Origin of the sequence: Collinsella provencensis, from assembly GCF_900199705.1 — a bacterium.
Lineage (GTDB): Bacteria > Actinomycetota > Coriobacteriia > Coriobacteriales > Coriobacteriaceae > Collinsella > Collinsella provencensis.
The window spans coordinates 1,217,654-1,237,499 of sequence record NZ_LT904908.1 but is presented as its reverse complement, the minus strand read 5'-3'; the positions used below and the strand labels follow the sequence as shown (position 1 = coordinate 1,237,499).

Genomic DNA, 19,846 nt, shown 5'->3' with positions numbered 1-19,846 from the left:
TCTACGCGAATTGACTCCTATACAGCTCGGCATAGGCACCATTTTCCGCCAACAGCTCCTCGTGCGTACCCTGCTCGATAATCGTGCCGGCACGCATGTGCAAAATCAAGTCCGCATCCACGATGGTGCTCAAACGGTGCGCAATCACAAAACTCGTACGACCCCGCATGACCGTTTCCATAGCGTGCACGATGTTCTGCTCGGTGCGCGTGTCCACACTCGACGTCGCCTCATCGAGAATGAGAATCTTGGGATCACAAAGGATTACGCGGGCGATGGTGAGCAGCTGACGCTGGCCCTGGCTGATGTTCTCGGCATCGTTTTCCACGCGCGTGTCGTATCCCTGCGACATGGTGCGCACAAAATAGTCCACGCGCGCCATCTTTGCCGCTTCGATAATCTCCTCGCGCGTGGCATCGGGCCTGCCATACGCGATATTCTCGGCAATCGTACCCTCATATAGCCATGCATCCTGCAGGACCATACCAAAATTCGAGCGCAAATCCGCGCGCGACATGGAGCGCGTATCAACGCCGTCGAGGTAGATGTGGCCACCGTCTATCTCGTAAAAGCGCATGAGCAAGTTGATGAGCGTGGTTTTACCCGCGCCCGTCGCTCCCACGATGGCGATCTTCTGGCCGGGTTTCACATGGAACGACACGTCGCGCATGAGCGGGTTTTCCGGATCGTAGCCAAAGCGCACGTGCTCGAAATCAATCGCGCCCTCCAAGGCGGCAGGCAACTTGGCAGCCAGCTCGGGCACGGGATCGGGCTCGATTTCATCCTCATCCAAGATGCCGAACACGCGCTCAACCGCAGCGAGGGCGTTTTGCAGCGTGTTGATTGAAAAACCAAGCTCCGTAAGCGGCTCGGACACCTCATAGATATACTGGAAGAACGCCTGGAACACGCCGATGGTAATCTGTCCACCCACCAACATGGCACCGGCGATTACCGCAATAATCACCTGCGCGATGCGGAAGATGAACCGGATAAACGGGCTGATGGCGTTGGTCGCAAAGTCGGCCCGACGGCTCGCCGTGGCGAGTTTGTCGGACAGGTCGTGGATGTCGGCAGAACTCGCTTCTTCACGGTTGAAGCTCTTGATAACCAGGCGTCCCGAATACGCCTCTTCAACTGCCGCCGTCAGCTCGCCCACATACCTCTGGCGCTCGCTTGCCAAACGCAGCGTTTGCTTCGAAACGACGCGCGTCACCACGGTCGAAATCAACGTGAAGACCAAGAAGACGCCGGTGAGCACAACGTTGAAGCGAAGCATCATGATCAGCGAACCGATAATGGTGCCCACAGAGGTCATGATTCTAAGCAGACCCGTTTGCAGCACTTCGGACATCTTGTCGAGGTCGTTTGTGGCGCGGCTCACCACTTCGCCCGGCTTGTGCGTGTCGAAGTACTTGAGCGGCAAGCGATTCAGCTTTTCTGTGAGACTCTTACGCAGCGAAAGGTTCAGCTTTTCGGCGAAACCCGCCATGACGAAGCACTGCACGGAATACAAAGCGAAAGCCGTCATCCAAATGCCAAAGTAAATTGCCAGCTCACGACCGCCGGTGTCCCAACCAACAGCAAACGGCTTTCCTTCTGCAAACGCGATCTGGATATGGGCCCACAACACATCGATGACGTGGGCGCTGTATGCAGGTGCCGCCACATGAAACGCGGCGTACAGTACGACGGCAACGATAACCACGCCAAAGCGCCACCGCTCACCGCGGGCAACATCCCATAGACGTCGAACGGTTCCCCAGGTGTCCTTCGGAGTCTCGAAATCTTCGGGCTCAGCGTTTGGGTCCGTAGTTTTAGGTGCGTTTGCCTCGCCCGCGGCCTCCGGCTCGCTCGACTGACCTGCGGCCGTCGGCTTGCCCGCCTGGCCCGCGGTCGTCGGCTCGCCCGCCCGATCAACAGCTCCCCGCTCACCAGCCTGACCAGCGGTCCCCTGCTCATCTATTTCTTGCGTCAGCTTCTCTGCCATCCTATTCGCCTCCCTTCATCTGGCTCTTGGCAATCTCCTGATACACCTCGCAGCTCTCCATAAGCTCCTCGTGCGTGCCCTTGCCCTCGATGCGGCCGTCCTTGAGCACCACAATCTGATCGGCATGCAGAATGGTGCTGATGCGCTGGGCAATGATCAGCACGGCAGCGTTTTTCGTCTCCGATTTGAGCGCGCGACGCAGCGCTGCGTCCGTCTTAAAATCGAGCGCAGAGAAACTATCGTCGAAAATGTAGAGGTCTGCCCTCTTCACCAGCGCGCGGGCAATGGCCAGGCGCTGCCGCTGACCACCCGAAAAGTTCGTGCCGCCCTGCGCGACACGCGCCTCAAGGCGATCGCACAAACCCCACACAAAGTCGGATTGCGCAACATCGAGCGCGTGGCGCAGCTCGACATCACTGGCGTCCTCGTTTCCATACCGCAGGTTGCTTGCAATGGTTCCGCTGAACAACCAGGCCTTTTGCGGCACGTATGCAATGTGACTGCGCAGCTCGTGCTGGGTCATTTCCCGCACGTCGACGCCGCCGAACGTCACCGAGCCCTCGCTCACGTCGTGCAAGCGCAGCATCATCTTCGCAATGGTCGACTTGCCCGATCCGGTGGAACCGATAATCGCGGTCGTCTTCCCGCGGCGGCAATGGAAGTCGATGTTGTGCAGCGTCTCTTCATCCGCATCATCGAAACGGAACGACACGTGCTTGAAAGCGGCAACCACGTCATCATCCTCGACCTGCGGTTCTCCCGTGCCGGCAACAGAGCAATCGCGAATGCTCGGCTGTTTGAAAACAACATCGCTGCAACGCTGGAGGCACACCAACGCGCGCGGGATCATCAGCGCCACAAACTGGGCCATCATGATGTAGAACATGATGAGCATGGCATACTCGATCACGGCGGAAATGCTACCGATCTCCATGGCACCCGCACCCACGCGGTTGCCACCCAGCCAGATGAACACAACCTCGGAGATGTTCATCGAAAGGAACGTGAAGCAGTCCACACCCGCAAAAATCCAGTTCACTCGTATCGCAGCGTTTGCGTAGTCAGTGAACACACACGCGGAACGGCCCTCTTCGTGGCGCTCCTTGCCAAACGCACGGATAACGCGCACGCCCACCATGTTCTCACGCAGCACCACGTTCATGCGGTCGATGAGCGTCTGCATTTTCTCGAACAATGGAGCGGAGTTTTTCACCGCGAGTACGGCGAGCACCATGACCACGAAAACCGCCGCGAGCATCGTCGTACCCATCTGCACGTCAATGGCAAAGGTGAGCACGGTGCCCATGACGCAGATGAGCGGCACGGGAACCAGTGCCTGCAGGGCAAGCATGAGCGTCTGCTGAATCACGTTGACGTCGTTCAACGTGCGCGTGATCATCGAACCCGTTCCGAATTCTTCAAAATCGCTCCCCGAAAACGTCAGCGACGCGTCGTACACGCGCTGGCGAATATCGCGACCGATACAAGCGGACAGGCGCGCGCAAAGATAATTGCCCAGCAAAGCGCCGCCGCTTGCGCAGCAGCATGCCACAAACATGCGAATTCCCTGGTTGAGAATGAAGTCGGTGCTGCTGCTTTCCACAGCTTGATTGATCATGCCGGCGAGCATGGTGGGAACATACAGCGTTCCCGCAATATCCAAAACAAGTGCCAAAAAGGTGATAATCGCCAGCTTTTTATACGGCCTCATGACCTCGAATAGCAATTTCATACACTCGTCCTCCCGCGAGCGGCGCACAGTAGCATCCGCGCAGCATCACGCTCGGTTGTTTGTTTTCAGGTCGTTCTTTTCGCAGGGCTTTTCGACAAAAAAGAACCAGTCCACAAAATTGTAGACTGGTTCTATGGGTAAGTCACGTTTCACATCGGGGTGCAGGCGGGTTACGCTCCGACGAAACGTTAACTTCACAGCATGTCCGCAAGTACCCAGACTGCGGAAACAAACAGGCGATTACTGTTGGTCATTCACTGCGGACGGAAACAGGTCAATCTCTCAGAAGCAAAGCAACAGGTGGTTACCGCTGGTCAGCCACGTAATTGATATCGAATGCCTTGTTAGAGATGTGTAAGGTGCGCCGCAGATCCACAAGCAAAGAAAAACGACGCCGTTTTACTGTCTCATTGAGCTGAGAAGGAACGTGAAATCCGCCTACTCCTCAACGGGAGCGCCGGGGGTCTCCCAGCCTTCCTGGATGGACTCGTAGAACGTAGAGCCAGCGGTGAGATCGTGGACGCTCTTGCCGTCGAGCCAAGGCAGCTCGACGAGCTCGGAAAGCGTGGTAACCAGTTCAGAGCAATCGGAGAAACGACCTTTGTCGTTCAGCTTCTCGCAATCCTGCACGCGCCAGTACCCATCGGTATGGGTGATGTAGTACTCATGGCCGTCAACGTCCATGAACACGCGCGTCTTAGAGCGAAGGTAGCCCAAAAGCTCTTCGAAATCCAGGGAGATTTCCTGTTCCGCCTTCAAACCCATCGTCGTCTCCTATCTCTTAGGCGCCTATCGTCTGTGCAGGCGCTTGCATAACCGATAACCCCATCTTTCCCGCCTTATACATGTTTTGACAGGAAAATTAGGTAGGCGGCGATATAGTTCGAGCAGCGGTGCGCGACCTGAATGCATACACGAAATGTCCATCTGTATACTGCGCGCGTGAGAGCGAGGAGCGCGACCCCCTACTCCTCGTCGGGGATGACGGCGTTGATGATGAGCGTCGCGATGGCACAGCAGATGCCGCCGATAGGCCACGGCACCCAGAACATGTTAGCAGCACTCGCCCACTTCACGTTGTCCCATCCGCCGGAGGTGATGGGTCCGGAGAACAGCCAGAGCAGGGCGATGATTGTCGCCACAAGCATGATGGTTCCGCACACAGTGCTCGTGACGCGAGCCCTCAGCCCGCGCTTCCCGCGAATCGACTCGGCAAGGTGCTGCTTGTGCTCGTCGTCGAGCTGGGCGTTCTCGATGTCCTCGAGCCTGAGGTCCTCGAGTGCCTCTTTGTTGTAGTCGGCGATGTTCGTGCGGTTCCACATCATGCCGCCGCGGATGATGACCCAAACACCGGCTGCCACCAGCAACAAAAGCGTTACCGCTTGATAACTCGTATCATCCAAAATGTCGCCCACGATGATCGCCGCAAAAATAAGTCCGATTCCAATGACGATTGACGCCGCTCCAAAACGGCGAGCGACGGTCTTTTCTTCAGATGTATAGAAGTCCTCTATGTACGGATGCTCTTTTACATATGCGGCATGTTCGATACCAGCGGGAATAAGACAGGCAAGACCGAGCAAAATGCCAACGAATAACGCCGGCGCCGCAAATGAAATTTCGTTATGCAATGCCGGAACAAAAAAGAAGTCGTCAAAAGCCGACGCGGCAGCAACGGAAAGGATGCACAGCGCTACGCCCGTTGCGATCCACAGAGAGAACGAGCGCATGTGGGCGTCGTAGCCATAGATGTCCTCGGTGGACGGCTGGTCCACGGGCGGCACGGAACCCTCGGTGCATTGCGGCTCGTCGGGTTCGGCAGGCTCCCCAGGCTGCGCTGCGAGGGGCTGTGCCGCAGGATCGCCCGCGTGGTCACCCGTGAGGTCTCCCAAAACCAGGTCATCGAGCGTGCAACCAAACAGCTCGCAGAGCTTGATGAGCTTATCCATCTCGGGATAGGACTTCTCGGCCTCCCATTTGGTAACACTTTGACGAGAAACACCCAAAGCTGCGGCGAGTTGCTCTTGCGTCATATGCCGTTCAGCACGCAAATGCTGAAGATTATCGCGGAAGCCCATGTCTGTTCCTTTCGTTACGATGTGTATATCATCGCTCATCGTGCGCGTAGCATAATGGTCACTCAACCAACTAGGGGCTTCTTTTTCTGCTCCTATCATGCACCTTTCGGTTGCAAACCGCTGGTAGACAGCGTGATGGAATGAAATCGTGCGATTGTCACTTTAAAGAAAATGAGACCAGACCGTTGTTGCATAATTCAGCGAAAAAATGCAACGTTGGTCTGGTCTCAATCTCAATTACGCTTCTTTTGCGTCACATTCGTCTGGTCTCAGCCTCGCGTGCGTCGCTCACCGTTACATTCGTCTGGTTTCACCCTCGAATGCCAGCTCAAATACGACGCACCCTTACCAAATACCCAACATATGCTGCATGCCGAGGGACACAGCCGCAATGCCGATCCAGCAACAAAGACCCATGAAGATGGGCTTACCACCAGTGCGGATGAGTTTGACGAGGTCGGTGTTAAAACCAATCGCCGCCATGGCCATCACAATGAAGAACTTGGACAGCTCTTTGATGGGCGCGGTAATCGCAGGAGACAGCGAGAAGACCGTGGTAATCACACTGGCAAGCACGAAGAACAGAATGAACGTCGGAAACACCTTCTTGATGTCGAAGGAACCCGCAGAAGCACCTTCACCCTCGCCGTTCGCAGCGGCGAGCTTGGCCTTACGCATCTGCCAAAACGCCAGTAAAAGCGTGATGGGAATGATGGCGAGCGTGCGCGTGAGCTTGACGATGGTCGCTTGATCAAGCGTGTTGGCGCCCGGATGCATACCATCCCACGCGGCAGCGGCGGCGGTAACCGAGGAGGTGTCGTTCACTGCGGTGCCTGCAAACAGACCGAAGCCCTCGTTGGTCATACCGAGGATGGTGCCCAGCGTGGGGAAAATCAGAGCGGCGATGATGTTGAACAGGAAGATGACACTGATGGCCTGCGCAATCTCCTCGTCGTCGGCATCGATGACCGGAGCCGTCGCGGCAATGGCGGAGCCTCCACAAATGGAGGAGCCCACACCGACCAGCGTGGAAATCTTAGAGGGAACTTTCATGACGCGACATAAAACAAAGGAAATGATGAGAGAGATCGAGATGGTGGCCACGATGATGGGAAGTGAGGTGGCTCCCACCTTGGCGATCTGCCCCAGGTTGAGGCCGAAGCCGAGCAGGATAACCGCGTACTGCAGAATCTTCTTCGAGGTGTACTTCACACCGGGCGCAGCGGCCTCGTTCAACCCAGCGTTGCCGCGCAGGACGATGGCGAGCACCATGCCGATGAGAATCGCGAACACAGGGCCACCGATAACTTCGAACTGCTTGCCCAGAAGCCAAGCGGGAACGGCAATGGCCAAACTCAGTGCAACTCCGCGCCACATCTTCCCAAAATCCTTGATAAGCTCCACGAGCTCCCCTCCCTTGTGCATGAAACCCAAGTCTCATGCGGCGTTGAAATGCTGTCGATACGAGAGCGTATTGTAACGGGAAAACGTGTGATACGAGTCGTTTGTTTTGACAAACTGACATGCAATCATGGAATGCCTCGTATGTGAAACGTTACAATTGAGGTCAATCGGCAAATGGAGGGCGAGAATGTCAAAAGCGCGAATCACCATCTCGGATGTTGCACGTGAAGCAGGCGTGGCCTTGGGCACGGTGTCAAACGCGCTCAACCATCCCGACAAGGTACGCCCTGAAACACTCGCGCTGGTCCAAGAGGCCATCGACAAGCTCGGATACGCTCCCAACCAAAGCGCGCGCATGCTCGCCGGTGGGCATAACACCTCGTTTGGCTTGGTACTTCCCAGTTTGAGCCATGGTATCTCTCTGCAAATCGCCAACGGTGCCAATGCCGAGGCGCGCAAGCATGGCTACGGTTTACTGATTGCCAACGCCGATAGCGATAACGACTTGGGACAAAAATACGTAAGTTACTTCGCCGGAACGCAAATGGCCGGTGTGTTGGTGCAGCCCATCCATACCTATGGATGGAAACCCTCGAGCGCCATGCGTTCGCTCCCCACCGTTTGGCTCGATTGCGACAGCGAGGAGCCGGGGTATTTCGTGGGTGCCGACGCGGAGGCCCAAGGGCGTCTCATGGCGGAGCACGCGATTGATTGCGGTGCGCATCATGTGGTTGTACTTGGAAAAGACGACCTCGATAAACTGGGAAAACGCCTTGCCGGTATCAAGCAGACGATGGAACTCAACCCCGACATCGTTCTTGAGATCATCGACGAAGGTGCGTGGGATTCCGCCCACGACGGTTACGCCATCGGGTTTGGCCTTGGCAAACGCGAAGAGTCCAAGCAGCCCGACTTCATCATCGCGCTCTCCGACGTGCTTGCCACGGGCGTAATCGCGGGACTGCAGGCAACGGGACGCAATGTCCCCAACGACATTCGCGTGGCGGGGTGCGACGGCAACCCGCTGGCGTGGAGCGGCAGCGTTCCCCTCACCACCATCGCCCCTCCGGGATATGAAATCGGCCGGAAGGGCGTGCGCTATCTCATCAAACAGGTGGAGGAAAAACGGCGCGTGGGCAACGCGTGGCCCACTGAGAACCACCGCGAGTTCGTGCGCCCCTTCCTTCTCGCGCGGGCGAGCACGGGGGTAAGCAGCGTCACAGACTTTGCCGACCCCGATATCGACATCAGCGGATACCTCTAAGAGCGGCTGTTCACGTCCTCGATAAAGGCGGGCAGCTCGAACAGGCTGGGAAGTACCGCGTCGCAGAGCTCTTCGATTTCGGGAGTGGGCTGATGCAGGTCCGGAATCATAACGACATACGAACCGGCGGCATGGGCGGCATTAATCCCGTTGAACGAATCTTCAACCACAACGCATTCGGTGGGATCGACATTCAAGTTGGCCGCGGCATCAAGGAAGATGTCGGGAGCGGGTTTACCATGCTCGATTTCATCTCCGCAGATGACCGTCTCGAATTCCTTCTTAAGGTCGAAGAGCGCCATGCGCGGTTCCGTCAAATAGCGGTGCGTGGAAGTGGCAAGGGCCAGGGGCAACCCCATGTCATGCAGCGCGGCAAGTGCCTCGCGAGCACCGGGCTTCAGTTCGAGCTCAATGTCGGCAAGACGAAGAAACTCCTGCTCATGAAAGGTGAGAAGTTCATCGGCGCGGGCGGCGTCGCCATCGAGAAGTTCAGTGATCAACGTATGGTTTTCCTGCTTCGTGCGACCCATAAATTGGAAAATTTGCTCTTTAGGCAAATCGATGCCAAGAGCGCTTGAAGCTGTTCCCCATGCAGTGAAGTAAACCTTTTCGGAATCGACCAGCGTGCCGTCCATATCGAAGAGCACTGCTTTAATTGACATAGGACCCCCTTGTTGTCAGCGCCAAGCAGTCCCGATTCTAACAGCACTACGCGTGATTGGGGAGTTTGACCGCCATAAAGGCAACGGCACCCATAATAGCCACAGCGCAGAACGAAACACCTACGCCCAACGAACCATGCAAATCCGGCGACCATCAAGAAGGATTATTTAAACCACATTCGTAAGTGTGAACGTTTTCCCAGTTTCCGAATAATTGGGTACCATACCTAACAACAAATATCGGCAATCGCCCTCACGCTGCGCGACAGCGCTTATTATGTTCGCAAAAGGAGCTCGTATGATTCGGGTTGACATCGAAACCATCATCATGGCATCGGGTCCCGTGCCTTCCGTTGTGGTCTTGCGCGAGCGCAAGTCTGGCACCTCTTCGGAATCTGCCTTGCGTGCGCTCTCCATTCAAACCGGAGCGTATGAGGCGGCATCGATTGGTCACGGTGTCGACGCAGCAAAGCAAACGCGCAGACCCATCGCACACGATCTGTTTATCAACACCGTTAAAAAACTTGGTTCAAAGGTCGAGCGCGTTGAAATCAACCGCTGGGAGGCTCCCGTCTTCTTCGCTGACGTTGTTCTTGCGGCAACAGATGAAAACGCAGAGGAAATCAAAGTTGATGCACGGCCCAGTGACGCGTTGGCGATTGCAACCCGCTCAAACGCACCCATCTACGTGGAAGATGATGTGATGAACCGCGCGGGCTCTGTTTCTATCCCAACTACCGAGCAAGCGGACGCCGAAGAGTTTGAGAAGTTCGACGAGTTCGTCCACACGCTCTCGCCGGATGATTTTTAACATTGCAGCCAATTCATCATTTTGCACATTACGTGACTTATAAGACGAAAAATGGGCCCGCATCGAAGCGAGCCCATTTTTTCAACCCAAAACGCGTGAATCAGCGTCCAAATCAACCACGTTTCACGGTAGACAAGTACTCCGAAGCTCCGTTTAGGACGTGTTTACTCCTCCAGCAGGTCCTCAAGCACTTCGTCACCGTTACCGATGTCCACACGGTCCTCGGGATCGGGCGTTACTTCACCCGCCGCCGTCAAATCAAGCGCCTCCTGACCTTCGGCAACAGCCGGAGCCTTGGCTTTCTTCTTGGCACTCGTCATACGGGCCACCGCGGTCACACGGTCGCCGTCGGCAACGGACATCATCTTCACGCCCTGAGTGGCGCGGCCGGTCTGGGAAATCTCGACGGTCTTCACGCGGATAACCGTTGCGCCCTCGGTGATGATGAACAGCTCATGTTGCGGGCCAACGACCTTCATGGCCGCAAGTGCACCCTTGCGCTCGGTCATCTGAATGGTGTAAACGCCCTGGCCACCACGGTTGTGCTCGGGGTAATCCGCAATCGGCGTGCGCTTGCCATAACCGCGCTCGGTGATGACGAAGAGCTCACCCTTGCCGTTGGTAATCTCCATACCCAAGACCTTGGCATCGCCCTTCATGGTGATACCGCGGACACCGCTCGTATCGCGTCCCGTAGCGCGCACCTGGTCCTCAGAGAACATGATGGCCTTACCGGCGGTTGTGGCCATGATGATCTTGTCACCCTCGCGTACGCGACGAACATCGAGCAGATGGTCACCGTTACGCAAGTTGATGGCAATGATGCCATCGCGACGGCTGCGGTCGTACGCACTCATCACGGTCTTTTTCACCATGCCGCTTGCGGTGGCGAACATGAGATATTCGTCCTCGGGGAACTCGCGGCAGGAAATCACGGACGCGATCTTCTCGCCTTCCTCGAACGGCAAGAGATTGACGATTGCGGTTCCGCGCGCCTGGCGCGTACCCACGGGGAGCTCATGAACCTTAAGGCGATACACCTTGCCGCGGTTGGAGAAGAACAAGACGAACTCGTGCGTGCTCGCAATGAACATCTCGTCAATGACGTCATCCTCTTTGAGGTTCGCGCCGGTCACACCTTTGCCGCCGCGCTTCTGCGCACGATATGCAGCAACTGGGATACGCTTCACGTAACCGGTGTGGGTGATGGTGACAACCATATCCTCGTCGGCAATGAGATCCTCAACGTCGAGGTCCTTCTCGGCATGCGTGATCTCGGTACGGCGCTTGTCGGCAAACCTACGCGCAACGTCGCGCATCTCGTCCTTAATCACGCCGAGAATCTTATCCTCGTGTGCGAGAAGGTCCTCATAGTAGGCAATGGCCGTGCGAAGGTCATTGAGCTCGGCTTCGATCTTGTCGCGCTCAAGACCGGTTAGACGACGCAGGCGCATCTCGAGGATCGCCGCGGTCTGCTCGGGCGAGAACCCAAAGCGATCGATTAAGCGGGCGCTTGCCTCGGTGTCGGTCTGCGAGGAACGGATGATGGAAATGACCTCGTCGATATGGTCGAGCGCCATGAGGTAACCCTCAAGGATATGCGCGCGGGCCTGGGCCTTCTTGAGATCAAAGCGGGTGCGACGGGTCACTACATCAACCTGGTGGTCGATGTAGTACTGCAGCATTTCGCGAAGCGACAAGCATTTGGGAACGCCATTCACCAACGCAAGGTTGTTGGCACCGAACGTGGTTTGCAGCGAGGTGTATTTATACAGGTTGTTGAGCACAACTTGCGGGATAACACCTTTTTTGAGCTCGATGACTAAGCGGAGTCCCTTTTGTGTGGACTCGTCGCGCATGTCGGAGATACCCTCGATGCGCTTCTCGTTAACGAGCGTGGCGATCTTCTCCTGCAAGGTACCCTTGTTCACCATGTAGGGAATCTCAGTGAAAACCAGGCGGTTCTTACCCGTCTTGGTGGATTCCACGTGCGCCTTCGCGCGCACGGTGATGGAGCCGCGGCCCGTTTCGTAGGACTCGCGGATGCCATCGGTACCCATGATGACCGCGCCCGTCGGGAAATCGGGACCAGGCATGATCTTCATGAGCTCATCGACGGTGGCGTCGGGGTTGTCGATGAGGTAGCACGTAGCCTCAACAGCCTCACCCAGATTGTGCGGGGCGATGTTGGTAGCCATACCGACAGCGATGCCCTGGCAGCCATTCACCAGCAGGTGTGGGAAGTGCGCAGGCAAAACGACCGGCTCGGAAAGCGTGCCGTCGTAGTTGGGCTGGAAGTCGACCGTGTCTTTGTTGAGGTCGCGCAGCAGTTCCATAGCGGGACGTGCCAGGCGCGACTCGGTATAACGCATGGCAGCGGCGCCGTCGCCGTCGATGTTACCGAAGTTGCCATGGCCATCGACCAGCGGGGTGCGCATGGAGAACCACTGGGCCATACGAACCATGGTGTCATACACCGCGCTATCGCCGTGCGGGTGATACTTGCCGATAACTTCGCCGACCGTCCAAGCGGACTTCTTGTGCGCCTTGTTAGGGGTCACGCCACTCATGTTCATGGCGTACAAAATGCGGCGATGTACGGGCTTGAGACCGTCGCGCACATCGGGCAGCGCGCGGGCGGTAATAACGGACATGGAGTACTCAATGAAGGACTGCTTCATCTCATGGCCGAACTCGGACTCCTGAAGACGACCTCCGTTGACATCAAGACCCGCGTCGTCACCGCGATCATTGCTGCCAAAGCTCTCCTCGAGCTCGCCGTCGTCCTCTTCCTCCTCGTCTACATCCGCGTCGGGATCGTAGACGTCCTGCGTGTCCTCATCCTCACTTGCGCGGGCGAGCAGGCGCTTAAGATCGTCGGGCATACCCTCGGATCCCGCACCCGTAGTGTTGTTCATATCGTCTGCCACAGTTACTCCTTACGCATCGAGGAATCGAGCATCGTGGGCGTGCTTCTCGATGTACTCACGGCGATACCCCACCTCGGAACCCATGAGCTCGCGCACGGCACGGTCGGCCATCACAGCGTCATCGATGTTCACGCGCTGCAAAATACGGGTCTTGGGGTCCATCGTGGTGGACGCGAGCTGTGCCGGGTCCATCTCACCCAGACCCTTGTAGCGCTGCACGATGTACTTCTTCTTTTTCTTGGGCTTGTCGTCGTCCGCCGCATCGGTATTCGGCTCGTCGACTTCATCGGGATCGAGGCCCAGCGACCTGATGGAATCGCGCAAGATTTCATCTTCGGACTGGCGGCCGTTGGGATACACGTAGTGAATCTTCTTGCCGACCTTGATGCCGAAAATCGGAGGGCAGGCGATGTACACATACCCGGCGTCGATAAGCGGGCGCATGTACTTGTAGAAGAAGGTGAGCAGCAGGATGCGGATATGCGCGCCGTCAACATCGGCATCGGTCATGATGATGATCTTGTGGTAGCGCGCCTTGGTGATGTCGAAGTCTCCACCATCGCCCGTGCCATTGGTCACGCCGCAGCCGATCGCCGTGATGAGCGACTGGATGGTGTCGCTTGAGAACGCGCGGTGATCGCCCACACGCTCCACGTTGAGAATCTTACCGCGCAAGGGCAAAATCGCCTGAATGTCGCGGCGGCGGCCATCCTTAGCCGAACCACCTGCGGAGTCGCCCTCTACGATGAAGAGCTCAGTCATCTCGGCGTCGCGCACGGAGCAATCCGCGAGCTTACCGGGAAGACTGGCGGTCTCGAGCAACGATTTGCGGCGCGTGGCCTCGCGGGCCTTGCGGGCGGCATTACGCGCCTTGTTGGCCTGCTGCGCCTTCTTGATAATCTCGCGCGCCTGCTTGGGGTGCTCCTCGAAGTAATCGGAAAGCTGCTCGGCAACAACTTTGCGCACCAGGGTACGCATAAAAGAAGAACCGAGTTTGGCCTTGGTCTGACCCTCGAACTGGGGGTCGGCAAGCTTGACGGACACGACGGCGGTCAAGCCTTCGCGCACATCATCGCCAGAGAGGTTGCCGTCCTTCTCCTTGAGGATGTTGTTCTTACGCGCGTAATCATTGATCACGCTGGTGAGGGCCGTACGGAAGCCTTCCATATGCATGCCGCCCTCGGGCGTGTTGATGTCGTTGGCAAAGCTCATGACCGTCTCGGAATACGAGGTGTTCCACTGCATGGCAATCTCAACCTCGCCGGTCTTCTCAACAGGTGCATCGGGCTCAGATGAACCGGACAGGTAAATGGGACGCTTGAGGCCGTCGGCCACGGTCTTGCCCTCGTTGAGGAACTTCACAAAATCGATGATGCCTCCGGCGTAGCAGAACTCATCCACACGGGGCGAAAGCTCGCGCTCGTCACGCAGGACGATCTTGAGGTTCTTGTTGAGGAACGCCGTTTCCTGCAAACGATCGCGCAGGGTGTCGTAGTCGTAAACGGTGGTCTCAAAAATCTCCTCGTCAGGCCAGAAGTGCGTGGTGGTGCCAGTCGATTTCGCAGTACCGATCTGCTTCATCTTCTGCGTGGTCTTGCCACGGCTGAACTCCATCTCATAGACCTTGCCATCACGACGCACCTGCACGTTCATCCTCTTGGACAGGGCGTTTACCACCGAAACACCCACACCGTGAAGACCGCCGGACACCTTATATGCGCTGTTGTCGAACTTACCGCCCGCGTGAAGGATCGTCATGACGACCTCGAGCGTCGGAATCTTCTTGACGGGGTGTTTATCGACCGGGATGCCGCGGCCGTTGTCTACAACGGTGATGGAATTGTCGGCGTGAACCGTAACTTCGATCTTGGTACAAAAACCCGCCATGGCCTCGTCGACGGAGTTGTCGACGATCTCCCACACGAGGTGGTGCAAACCACTCGCGGACGTGGAGCCGATGTACATGCCGGGACGCTTGCGAACTGCTTCAAGACCCTCGAGAATCTTGATTTCGTTTCCGCCGTATTCGTTCTTCTTTGCCACCCAAATCTCCCTTGTTGTGCAATTAATGGCGAACTGCCATATTTTAGCTTATAAACGAAGGGAAAACAGAGTCTCTCAATACATTCCAAATACCTCTACAAGCGTCTCAGCAGTGCTTTTTTAGCCTTTTGGAACCATGTTGGAGTAACTAGACAAAAAGATGGATTTATTTCCGTAAAACGGGTGAAAACCGTTTAATAAAGTCCTTCGGTGGAAAAGCCACGCGGTGGAAAACTCGTCCACCCAAAGCTCAAAACAAAGGTGGGGTGCAAGTAAAACCCGTTCGTTTTGCGCCCGTCACCCGATATAACCCCGGAGACCGAACCAATTCCACCGTTTACCTAACACGGATTTTATTTATGAAATCCAGGGCGCGTTGTTTTGACCACGATGTTATCCACAGAAGCCCCGACCCGCTCCATGCGGGCGCGGATAATCTCACGCAACATGGTGAGTTCCTGCGTCCAAGACGCCCCGTCGGTATAGACGATCAACTCGTTGCGTTCGGGAACAAAATGCAATCCGGTAACATGCTTACCCTCGCGTGTATTTGCGCACACGGTGTTCCATGCGCGGAAAACCTCGCCACGACGTTCCGCTTGGCGATACTGCTCACGACGATCTTCACTCGCCCCGTCGAAAATGCGGCTACGCTCCGCGGATAAAAACTCGCCAAGCCCAACGGTGGCGCGGGCACGCTCCGATTTATCGCTCTTCCGCTCCAATGCGCACCACCTTTGCCCGATCTAAAACATCCTGAGAAAAATAACCCAAATTCGTCGTGGTGATAATCGTCTGGATCTCATCGGCGATGAAACCCATGATGGCGTTACGACGATCGGCATCGAGCTCGCTCATCACATCATCGAGGAGCAAAAGCGGATACCGTCCCAAAATATCGCGTGTGACCTGCACTTCCGCGATCTTCCAAGCCAAAACGATGGAGCGTTGCTGCCCTTGGCTGCCAAAATCGCGTGCCGACCTTCCATCAATCGTGAATACGACTTCGTCGCGATGTGGCCCGACCAGCGTCAAACCCCGCCGCAACTCCTCTTCACGGCGCTCGCGAAGAACACGCAAGAAGAGCTCCGAAACTTCATCGCGATCATCGGGGAGCACGCCAATCGAGGCTTGATACGCAACATCCGGAACCTCATGCGGGGCGATCGCCTGATACACCTCGATGAAACGCACACGGATACGTTCCAGCAATGCACGGCGATGCATCAGCAACGCGGCTCCCGTTCGTGCCAACGATTCGTCCCAAACCTCGAGCAAATCAAGTGAAGGGCATTCTTTCAGCAGGTTATTGCGCTGTTCAACGGTCCGCTCGTATGCAGAGAGCAACTTGCCGTACTGTGCGTTGAGCTGCACGCCAAAACTGTCGAGCGCCGCCCTGCGCGCACTCGCCGAACGTTTGACCATATCGAGATGGTCGGGGCAGAACAGAACACTCGGAAGAACACCGCGAATACCTGCAGCGTTGGTATTCTTGCCATTCTTGATGAAGCGACGTTTTCCTTCTTCGACCTCAATCGCGTGGTCGAGCAAACGCCCCTCGCCCATCAAACGCAACATCGCTCGACCCGACGGGCACCCTTCGCGAAGCAGTTCAACTGGAGCGGGCCTCCTAAATGAAACCCCGGCGGTAAGCAGCTGCAACGCCTCCACAAGGTTGGTCTTGCCCACGGCGTTGTGCCCAACGAGCACCGTCACGCCCGGATCGAGTTGCAGGGTAAACGCCTCGAAGCTGCGGTAGTGAAAGACGGAAAGCTCCGCGGCAACGATACCATCGCACGCGGAACCCCCATCAATCTGAACAGTTTTCGACACATCACCCATACTCGACACCAAATCATTCACATCGTCGTTTGATGCCGTTGTACACCCAAGTTCGACATCACACCCCACGGCACATTACCGTATGGTCTAAATGCGCACCGGCATAACCAAATACAGGTAGTTGATCTTGTCGTACGACTTGAACACACCGGCCTGCGAGTAGCTCTGCAGTTCGAGCGTCACGTTCTCCTCACGCGAAAGCACATTGAGACAACCGAAGATGTAGTGATAATTGAATGCGATAACGCCGCTCACACCTTCGACGTCGACCTCGACGGTCGCCGTTGCGGCATCCTGATCATTCGAGATAGCAGAAAGCGTGATGGTACCCGTCTCTGCCGAAATATCAAACTTCACTGCAGAGTTGTTCTGAGCAACGGTGGAAACGCGCTTGAGCGCGGAGCTGAGTGCTTCGACGTTGATACGCACCGTGGTAGAGCACGTCGCGGGAAGCAGCGCCTTGTAGTTGGGATATACGCCCTCGATACGCCGTGCGACGTACGTCGTGTTGCCCGCGACGAAAACTACCTGGGTATCGGTCGAACCGATGAGAATGGTTCCCTGCCCGCCGGTGATGGCGAGCGCGTCGTTAAATGCGTCGGCGGGGACATTCAGCTCAAAGCTCCCCTCAAGCGAAGAGGTCTCAACCTGCGTGTCGCACACCGCCAAACGGTAGGAGTCGGTCGCCACCAGGCGGATGGTGTTGTTCTCAACGGTCATATACACGCCGTTCAAGACCGGACGATTCTTATCGGTGGAGGTCACGCGCCACACACGCCCCACCATCTCGGTGAGGATGTTTGCTGGCAGCTCGACTGAACGCTCCAGCGTAAATGCCGGAAACTCAGGGAAATCACCGGCATCAAGCGTGTTCAGGCAGAACTTCGAACGCTCGCACTCCATGGTGACCTGACGCTCGGTCATCTCAAACGTCACGGGCGCATCGGGCAGCGTCTTACAAATATTGGAAAGCATCTTGCAGGGAACGACCATCTGGCCGGGTTCATCCACACGCGCTGCGATGCGATGACGAATCGAGATGGTGTAGTTAGAAGTCTGGAATTCAAGGACACCGTCCGCGGCGCGAATGAGCACACCGGAGAGAATGGGGAGCGTCGAAGAGGGAGCTATGCCCTTCATTACAACTGCGACTGCATCAGAGAGTGCCGAATGGCTTACCGTGAACTTCATCCCTGTTTATCCTTTCTATATAGATACATATCTAATAATAGTAATAATCCGGTGAATGGTGTGGACTACCTTCATTTCCGCAGGCACAAGGCCGAATTTCTTTCAACAATCCATTGTAGACAACCCGCTCGTTTTCCCTTTTGAGAGTCGAACCATTTAATTCCCCACACACACCCTTAAGTTCTGCTCGAGTTTTCCACAGCCTTCCTTCAGGTTGTCCCAGCGACCCAAGACACTTCTAAGACTTGAGGATGATCTTGTCTTTCAGAGCCTGAAGGTCTTCGTAGATCTGTCGGTCTTCCTTCATCTTCTTTTCAACCACCTTGAGTGAATTGAGAACAGTGGAATGATCGCGTCCGCCAAATTTTTCTCCAATTGCGGGCGTGGTCATTTCGCACAGGTTGTTGGCGAGGTAGACCGCTACGTGCCGCGCCCAGGCGATATTCGCCGTGCGTCTCGGCCCGATGATGTCTTCGTGGCTCACACGGTAATAATCCTCAACCACACGCTGTACGGTCCCCACATGGATGATCTTGCGCGCGGTGTTGAAATACTGTCCCGCAATACTGTCGATGTCCTCGGCGGTGAGCTCACGCCCCTCCGTCTCACGTTCGGCCGCGCGCGTCGCGCACCGCTCGCAAAAACTTTCGAGGCTTCGGATGTTGTTTCCAGATATCTCGGCCATATGGCGCAATTGCTCGTCCGTGAGGCGTCCCTCATTGATATGCAGTTTCGAGAGCAAAGAGACATCGACGTTCATACCCGTGAGATCAGGCGTGCCACATAGGTTGTTCTCGTAATAACGTTTGAGAATGGTGTACTTCATCTCAAAACCAGGTTCGGAGACCAGGCACAGCATGCCGTGATTGAAGCGACTCGTGAGGCGTTCGTCGAAGTTGAGGTCTTTGGGAGCGCGATCGGATGCAATCACGATTTTCTTTCCGCTGCGTATGAACTCGTCCATAAGTTGGAAGAAGTTCGCCACGGTCTGCTCGCGTCCCAAGATATTTTGGATATCATCGATAATCAGGATGTCCGCGGCGTGGTAATCCTGCATGATGCGTTCGCCCGGTCCTTTTCGTGCGCCGAGCTCCTGGAGGTAATCCTCAAAATATGCCTGAGAGTTAGCATATTTGACGCGGATATGGGGCTTTTCCGCCATCAGATAGTTCTTGATGGCAAACAGCAGATGCGTCTTTCCCAATCCCGAGTTTCCGTAGATGAACAAGCTGGTGCACTGCCCCGGTTCGTCGGCAAACGCCGCGAAACGCAAGGCACTTTGATATGCGTGCTTGTTCTCATCGCCGAAGACGAAGTTTTCGAATGTGAACTTTGCGTTGATGTCCACGCATGCATAGTTTTCCTCATTTGAGGAAATGCTGGTATTCGCCGATTTTGGCGCCTCTTGAGCTTGTGGTTCGTTGCTGCGCATCTCCAGCATCATACGTTTGAAATCATCGGCAGAGACGGTTGTGGGGACGCTGATCGCCCCGTTCTCCGTATTCAGAGAAGCTTTTACAGCCGTTGCGGGTGCCTGATGACTTGCAACGTCGTTGTTCTGCATCTCGGCAGCTTCATATTGCGGGGCGCTTGGGGCGCTGTCAATCACACGGGCGGGCGCCACCGTACTCGTAACGTCTTCCGACTCCTGTTCGATAGGGGCGACGTCGAGTGCGGTGGGAGCGAAGGTGATTTCCTCAAGGTAACGTTCGATCAAATCGCGCTGCTTAATGAGGTAAGAATAGGCGAACCGACTCGGCGTGCGAATCGCGAGGGCCTTTTCGTCGTATTTGATAGCCTCGCACTGTTCGAGCATGTTGATGAGGCGCGCCTCGCGTTCGTCTCTAAGGCAAAAGGATATGACGTCTTCGAGGAGCATCCGTGCTTCGTTATCCATGG

14 protein-coding genes are annotated in these 19,846 nt (G+C 56.1%); 2 read left to right on the top strand and 12 right to left on the bottom strand.

Annotated features, from left to right (window positions below; translation table 11 throughout):
• Position 1: 1 nt before the first annotated feature.
• The 5 genes from C1711_RS05565 to C1711_RS05545 form a co-directional block, all read right to left on the bottom strand.
• Positions 2–1,990, bottom strand: a complete 1,989-nt coding sequence (locus C1711_RS05565) for an ABC transporter transmembrane domain-containing protein (RefSeq protein ID WP_234346283.1) — start codon at positions 1,988–1,990, stop codon at positions 2–4.
• A 1-nt stretch (position 1,991) separates the two neighbouring features.
• The gene (locus C1711_RS05560) at positions 1,992–3,722 is read right to left on the bottom strand and encodes an ABC transporter ATP-binding protein (RefSeq protein ID WP_102338152.1); all 1,731 of its coding nucleotides are present in this window, start codon (positions 3,720–3,722) and stop codon (positions 1,992–1,994) included.
• A 438-nt stretch (positions 3,723–4,160) separates the two neighbouring features.
• Positions 4,161–4,487 carry a CDP-alcohol phosphatidyltransferase gene (locus tag C1711_RS05555; RefSeq protein WP_102338151.1) on the bottom strand — a complete coding sequence of 109 codons (327 nt, stop codon included), beginning with the start codon at positions 4,485–4,487 and terminating at the stop codon, positions 4,161–4,163.
• Positions 4,488–4,687: 200 nt separating this feature from the next.
• Positions 4,688–5,800 carry a helix-turn-helix transcriptional regulator gene (locus C1711_RS05550; protein ID WP_159060067.1) on the bottom strand — a complete coding sequence of 371 codons (1,113 nt, stop codon included), beginning with the start codon at positions 5,798–5,800 and terminating at the stop codon, positions 4,688–4,690.
• A 345-nt stretch (positions 5,801–6,145) separates the two neighbouring features.
• Positions 6,146–7,204 carry a YeiH family protein gene (locus C1711_RS05545; protein WP_102338149.1) on the bottom strand — a complete coding sequence of 353 codons (1,059 nt, stop codon included), beginning with the start codon at positions 7,202–7,204 and terminating at the stop codon, positions 6,146–6,148.
• A gap of 187 nt (positions 7,205–7,391) precedes the next feature.
• Between C1711_RS05545 and C1711_RS05540 the strand changes: the two genes are divergently transcribed.
• Complete coding sequence (locus tag C1711_RS05540) at positions 7,392–8,468, top strand: LacI family DNA-binding transcriptional regulator (RefSeq protein ID WP_102338148.1); 1,077 nt, start codon at positions 7,392–7,394, stop codon at positions 8,466–8,468.
• On the opposite strand, the gene C1711_RS05535 is transcribed toward C1711_RS05540, so the two are convergent.
• Complete coding sequence (locus C1711_RS05535) at positions 8,465–9,130, bottom strand: HAD family hydrolase (RefSeq protein WP_102338147.1); 666 nt, start codon at positions 9,128–9,130, stop codon at positions 8,465–8,467. The two genes, C1711_RS05540 and C1711_RS05535, sit on opposite strands and share 4 nt — an antisense overlap.
• A 298-nt stretch (positions 9,131–9,428) precedes the next feature.
• Here C1711_RS05535 and C1711_RS05530 point away from each other — a divergent pair, with 298 nt between their 5' ends.
• Positions 9,429–9,941, top strand: a complete 513-nt coding sequence (locus C1711_RS05530; RefSeq protein ID WP_102338146.1) for a bifunctional nuclease family protein — start codon at positions 9,429–9,431, stop codon at positions 9,939–9,941.
• Positions 9,942–10,105: 164 nt separating this feature from the next.
• Here C1711_RS05530 and gyrA read toward each other — a convergent pair whose 3' ends face one another.
• The 6 genes from gyrA to C1711_RS05500 all read right to left on the bottom strand — a co-directional run bounded on the left by gyrA (position 10,106) and on the right by C1711_RS05500 (position 19,844).
• Positions 10,106–12,859 carry a DNA gyrase subunit A gene (gene gyrA, locus C1711_RS05525; RefSeq protein ID WP_102338595.1) on the bottom strand — a complete coding sequence of 918 codons (2,754 nt, stop codon included), beginning with the start codon at positions 12,857–12,859 and terminating at the stop codon, positions 10,106–10,108.
• 21 nt (positions 12,860–12,880) lie between these two features.
• Positions 12,881–14,914, bottom strand: coding sequence for a DNA topoisomerase (ATP-hydrolyzing) subunit B (gene gyrB / locus C1711_RS05520; RefSeq protein WP_102338145.1), 2,034 nt, complete (start codon positions 14,912–14,914; stop codon positions 12,881–12,883).
• Between the two features lie 353 nt (positions 14,915–15,267).
• Positions 15,268–15,639 carry a DciA family protein gene (locus tag C1711_RS05515; protein ID WP_102338144.1) on the bottom strand — a complete coding sequence of 124 codons (372 nt, stop codon included), beginning with the start codon at positions 15,637–15,639 and terminating at the stop codon, positions 15,268–15,270.
• Entirely contained in the window at positions 15,620–16,756 is a 1,137-nt protein-coding gene (gene recF, locus C1711_RS05510; RefSeq protein ID WP_102338143.1) for a DNA replication/repair protein RecF, read from the bottom strand. Before recF ends, C1711_RS05515 begins: the two co-directional genes overlap by 20 nt.
• An 87-nt stretch (positions 16,757–16,843) precedes the next feature.
• On the bottom strand, positions 16,844–17,947 hold the full coding sequence (dnaN, locus tag C1711_RS05505; protein WP_102338142.1) for a DNA polymerase III subunit beta: 1,104 nt from the start codon (positions 17,945–17,947) through the stop codon (positions 16,844–16,846).
• A gap of 238 nt (positions 17,948–18,185) precedes the next feature.
• Positions 18,186–19,844, bottom strand: a complete 1,659-nt coding sequence (locus C1711_RS05500; RefSeq protein WP_102338141.1) for a DnaA ATPase domain-containing protein — start codon at positions 19,842–19,844, stop codon at positions 18,186–18,188.
• Positions 19,845–19,846 lie beyond the last annotated feature (2 nt).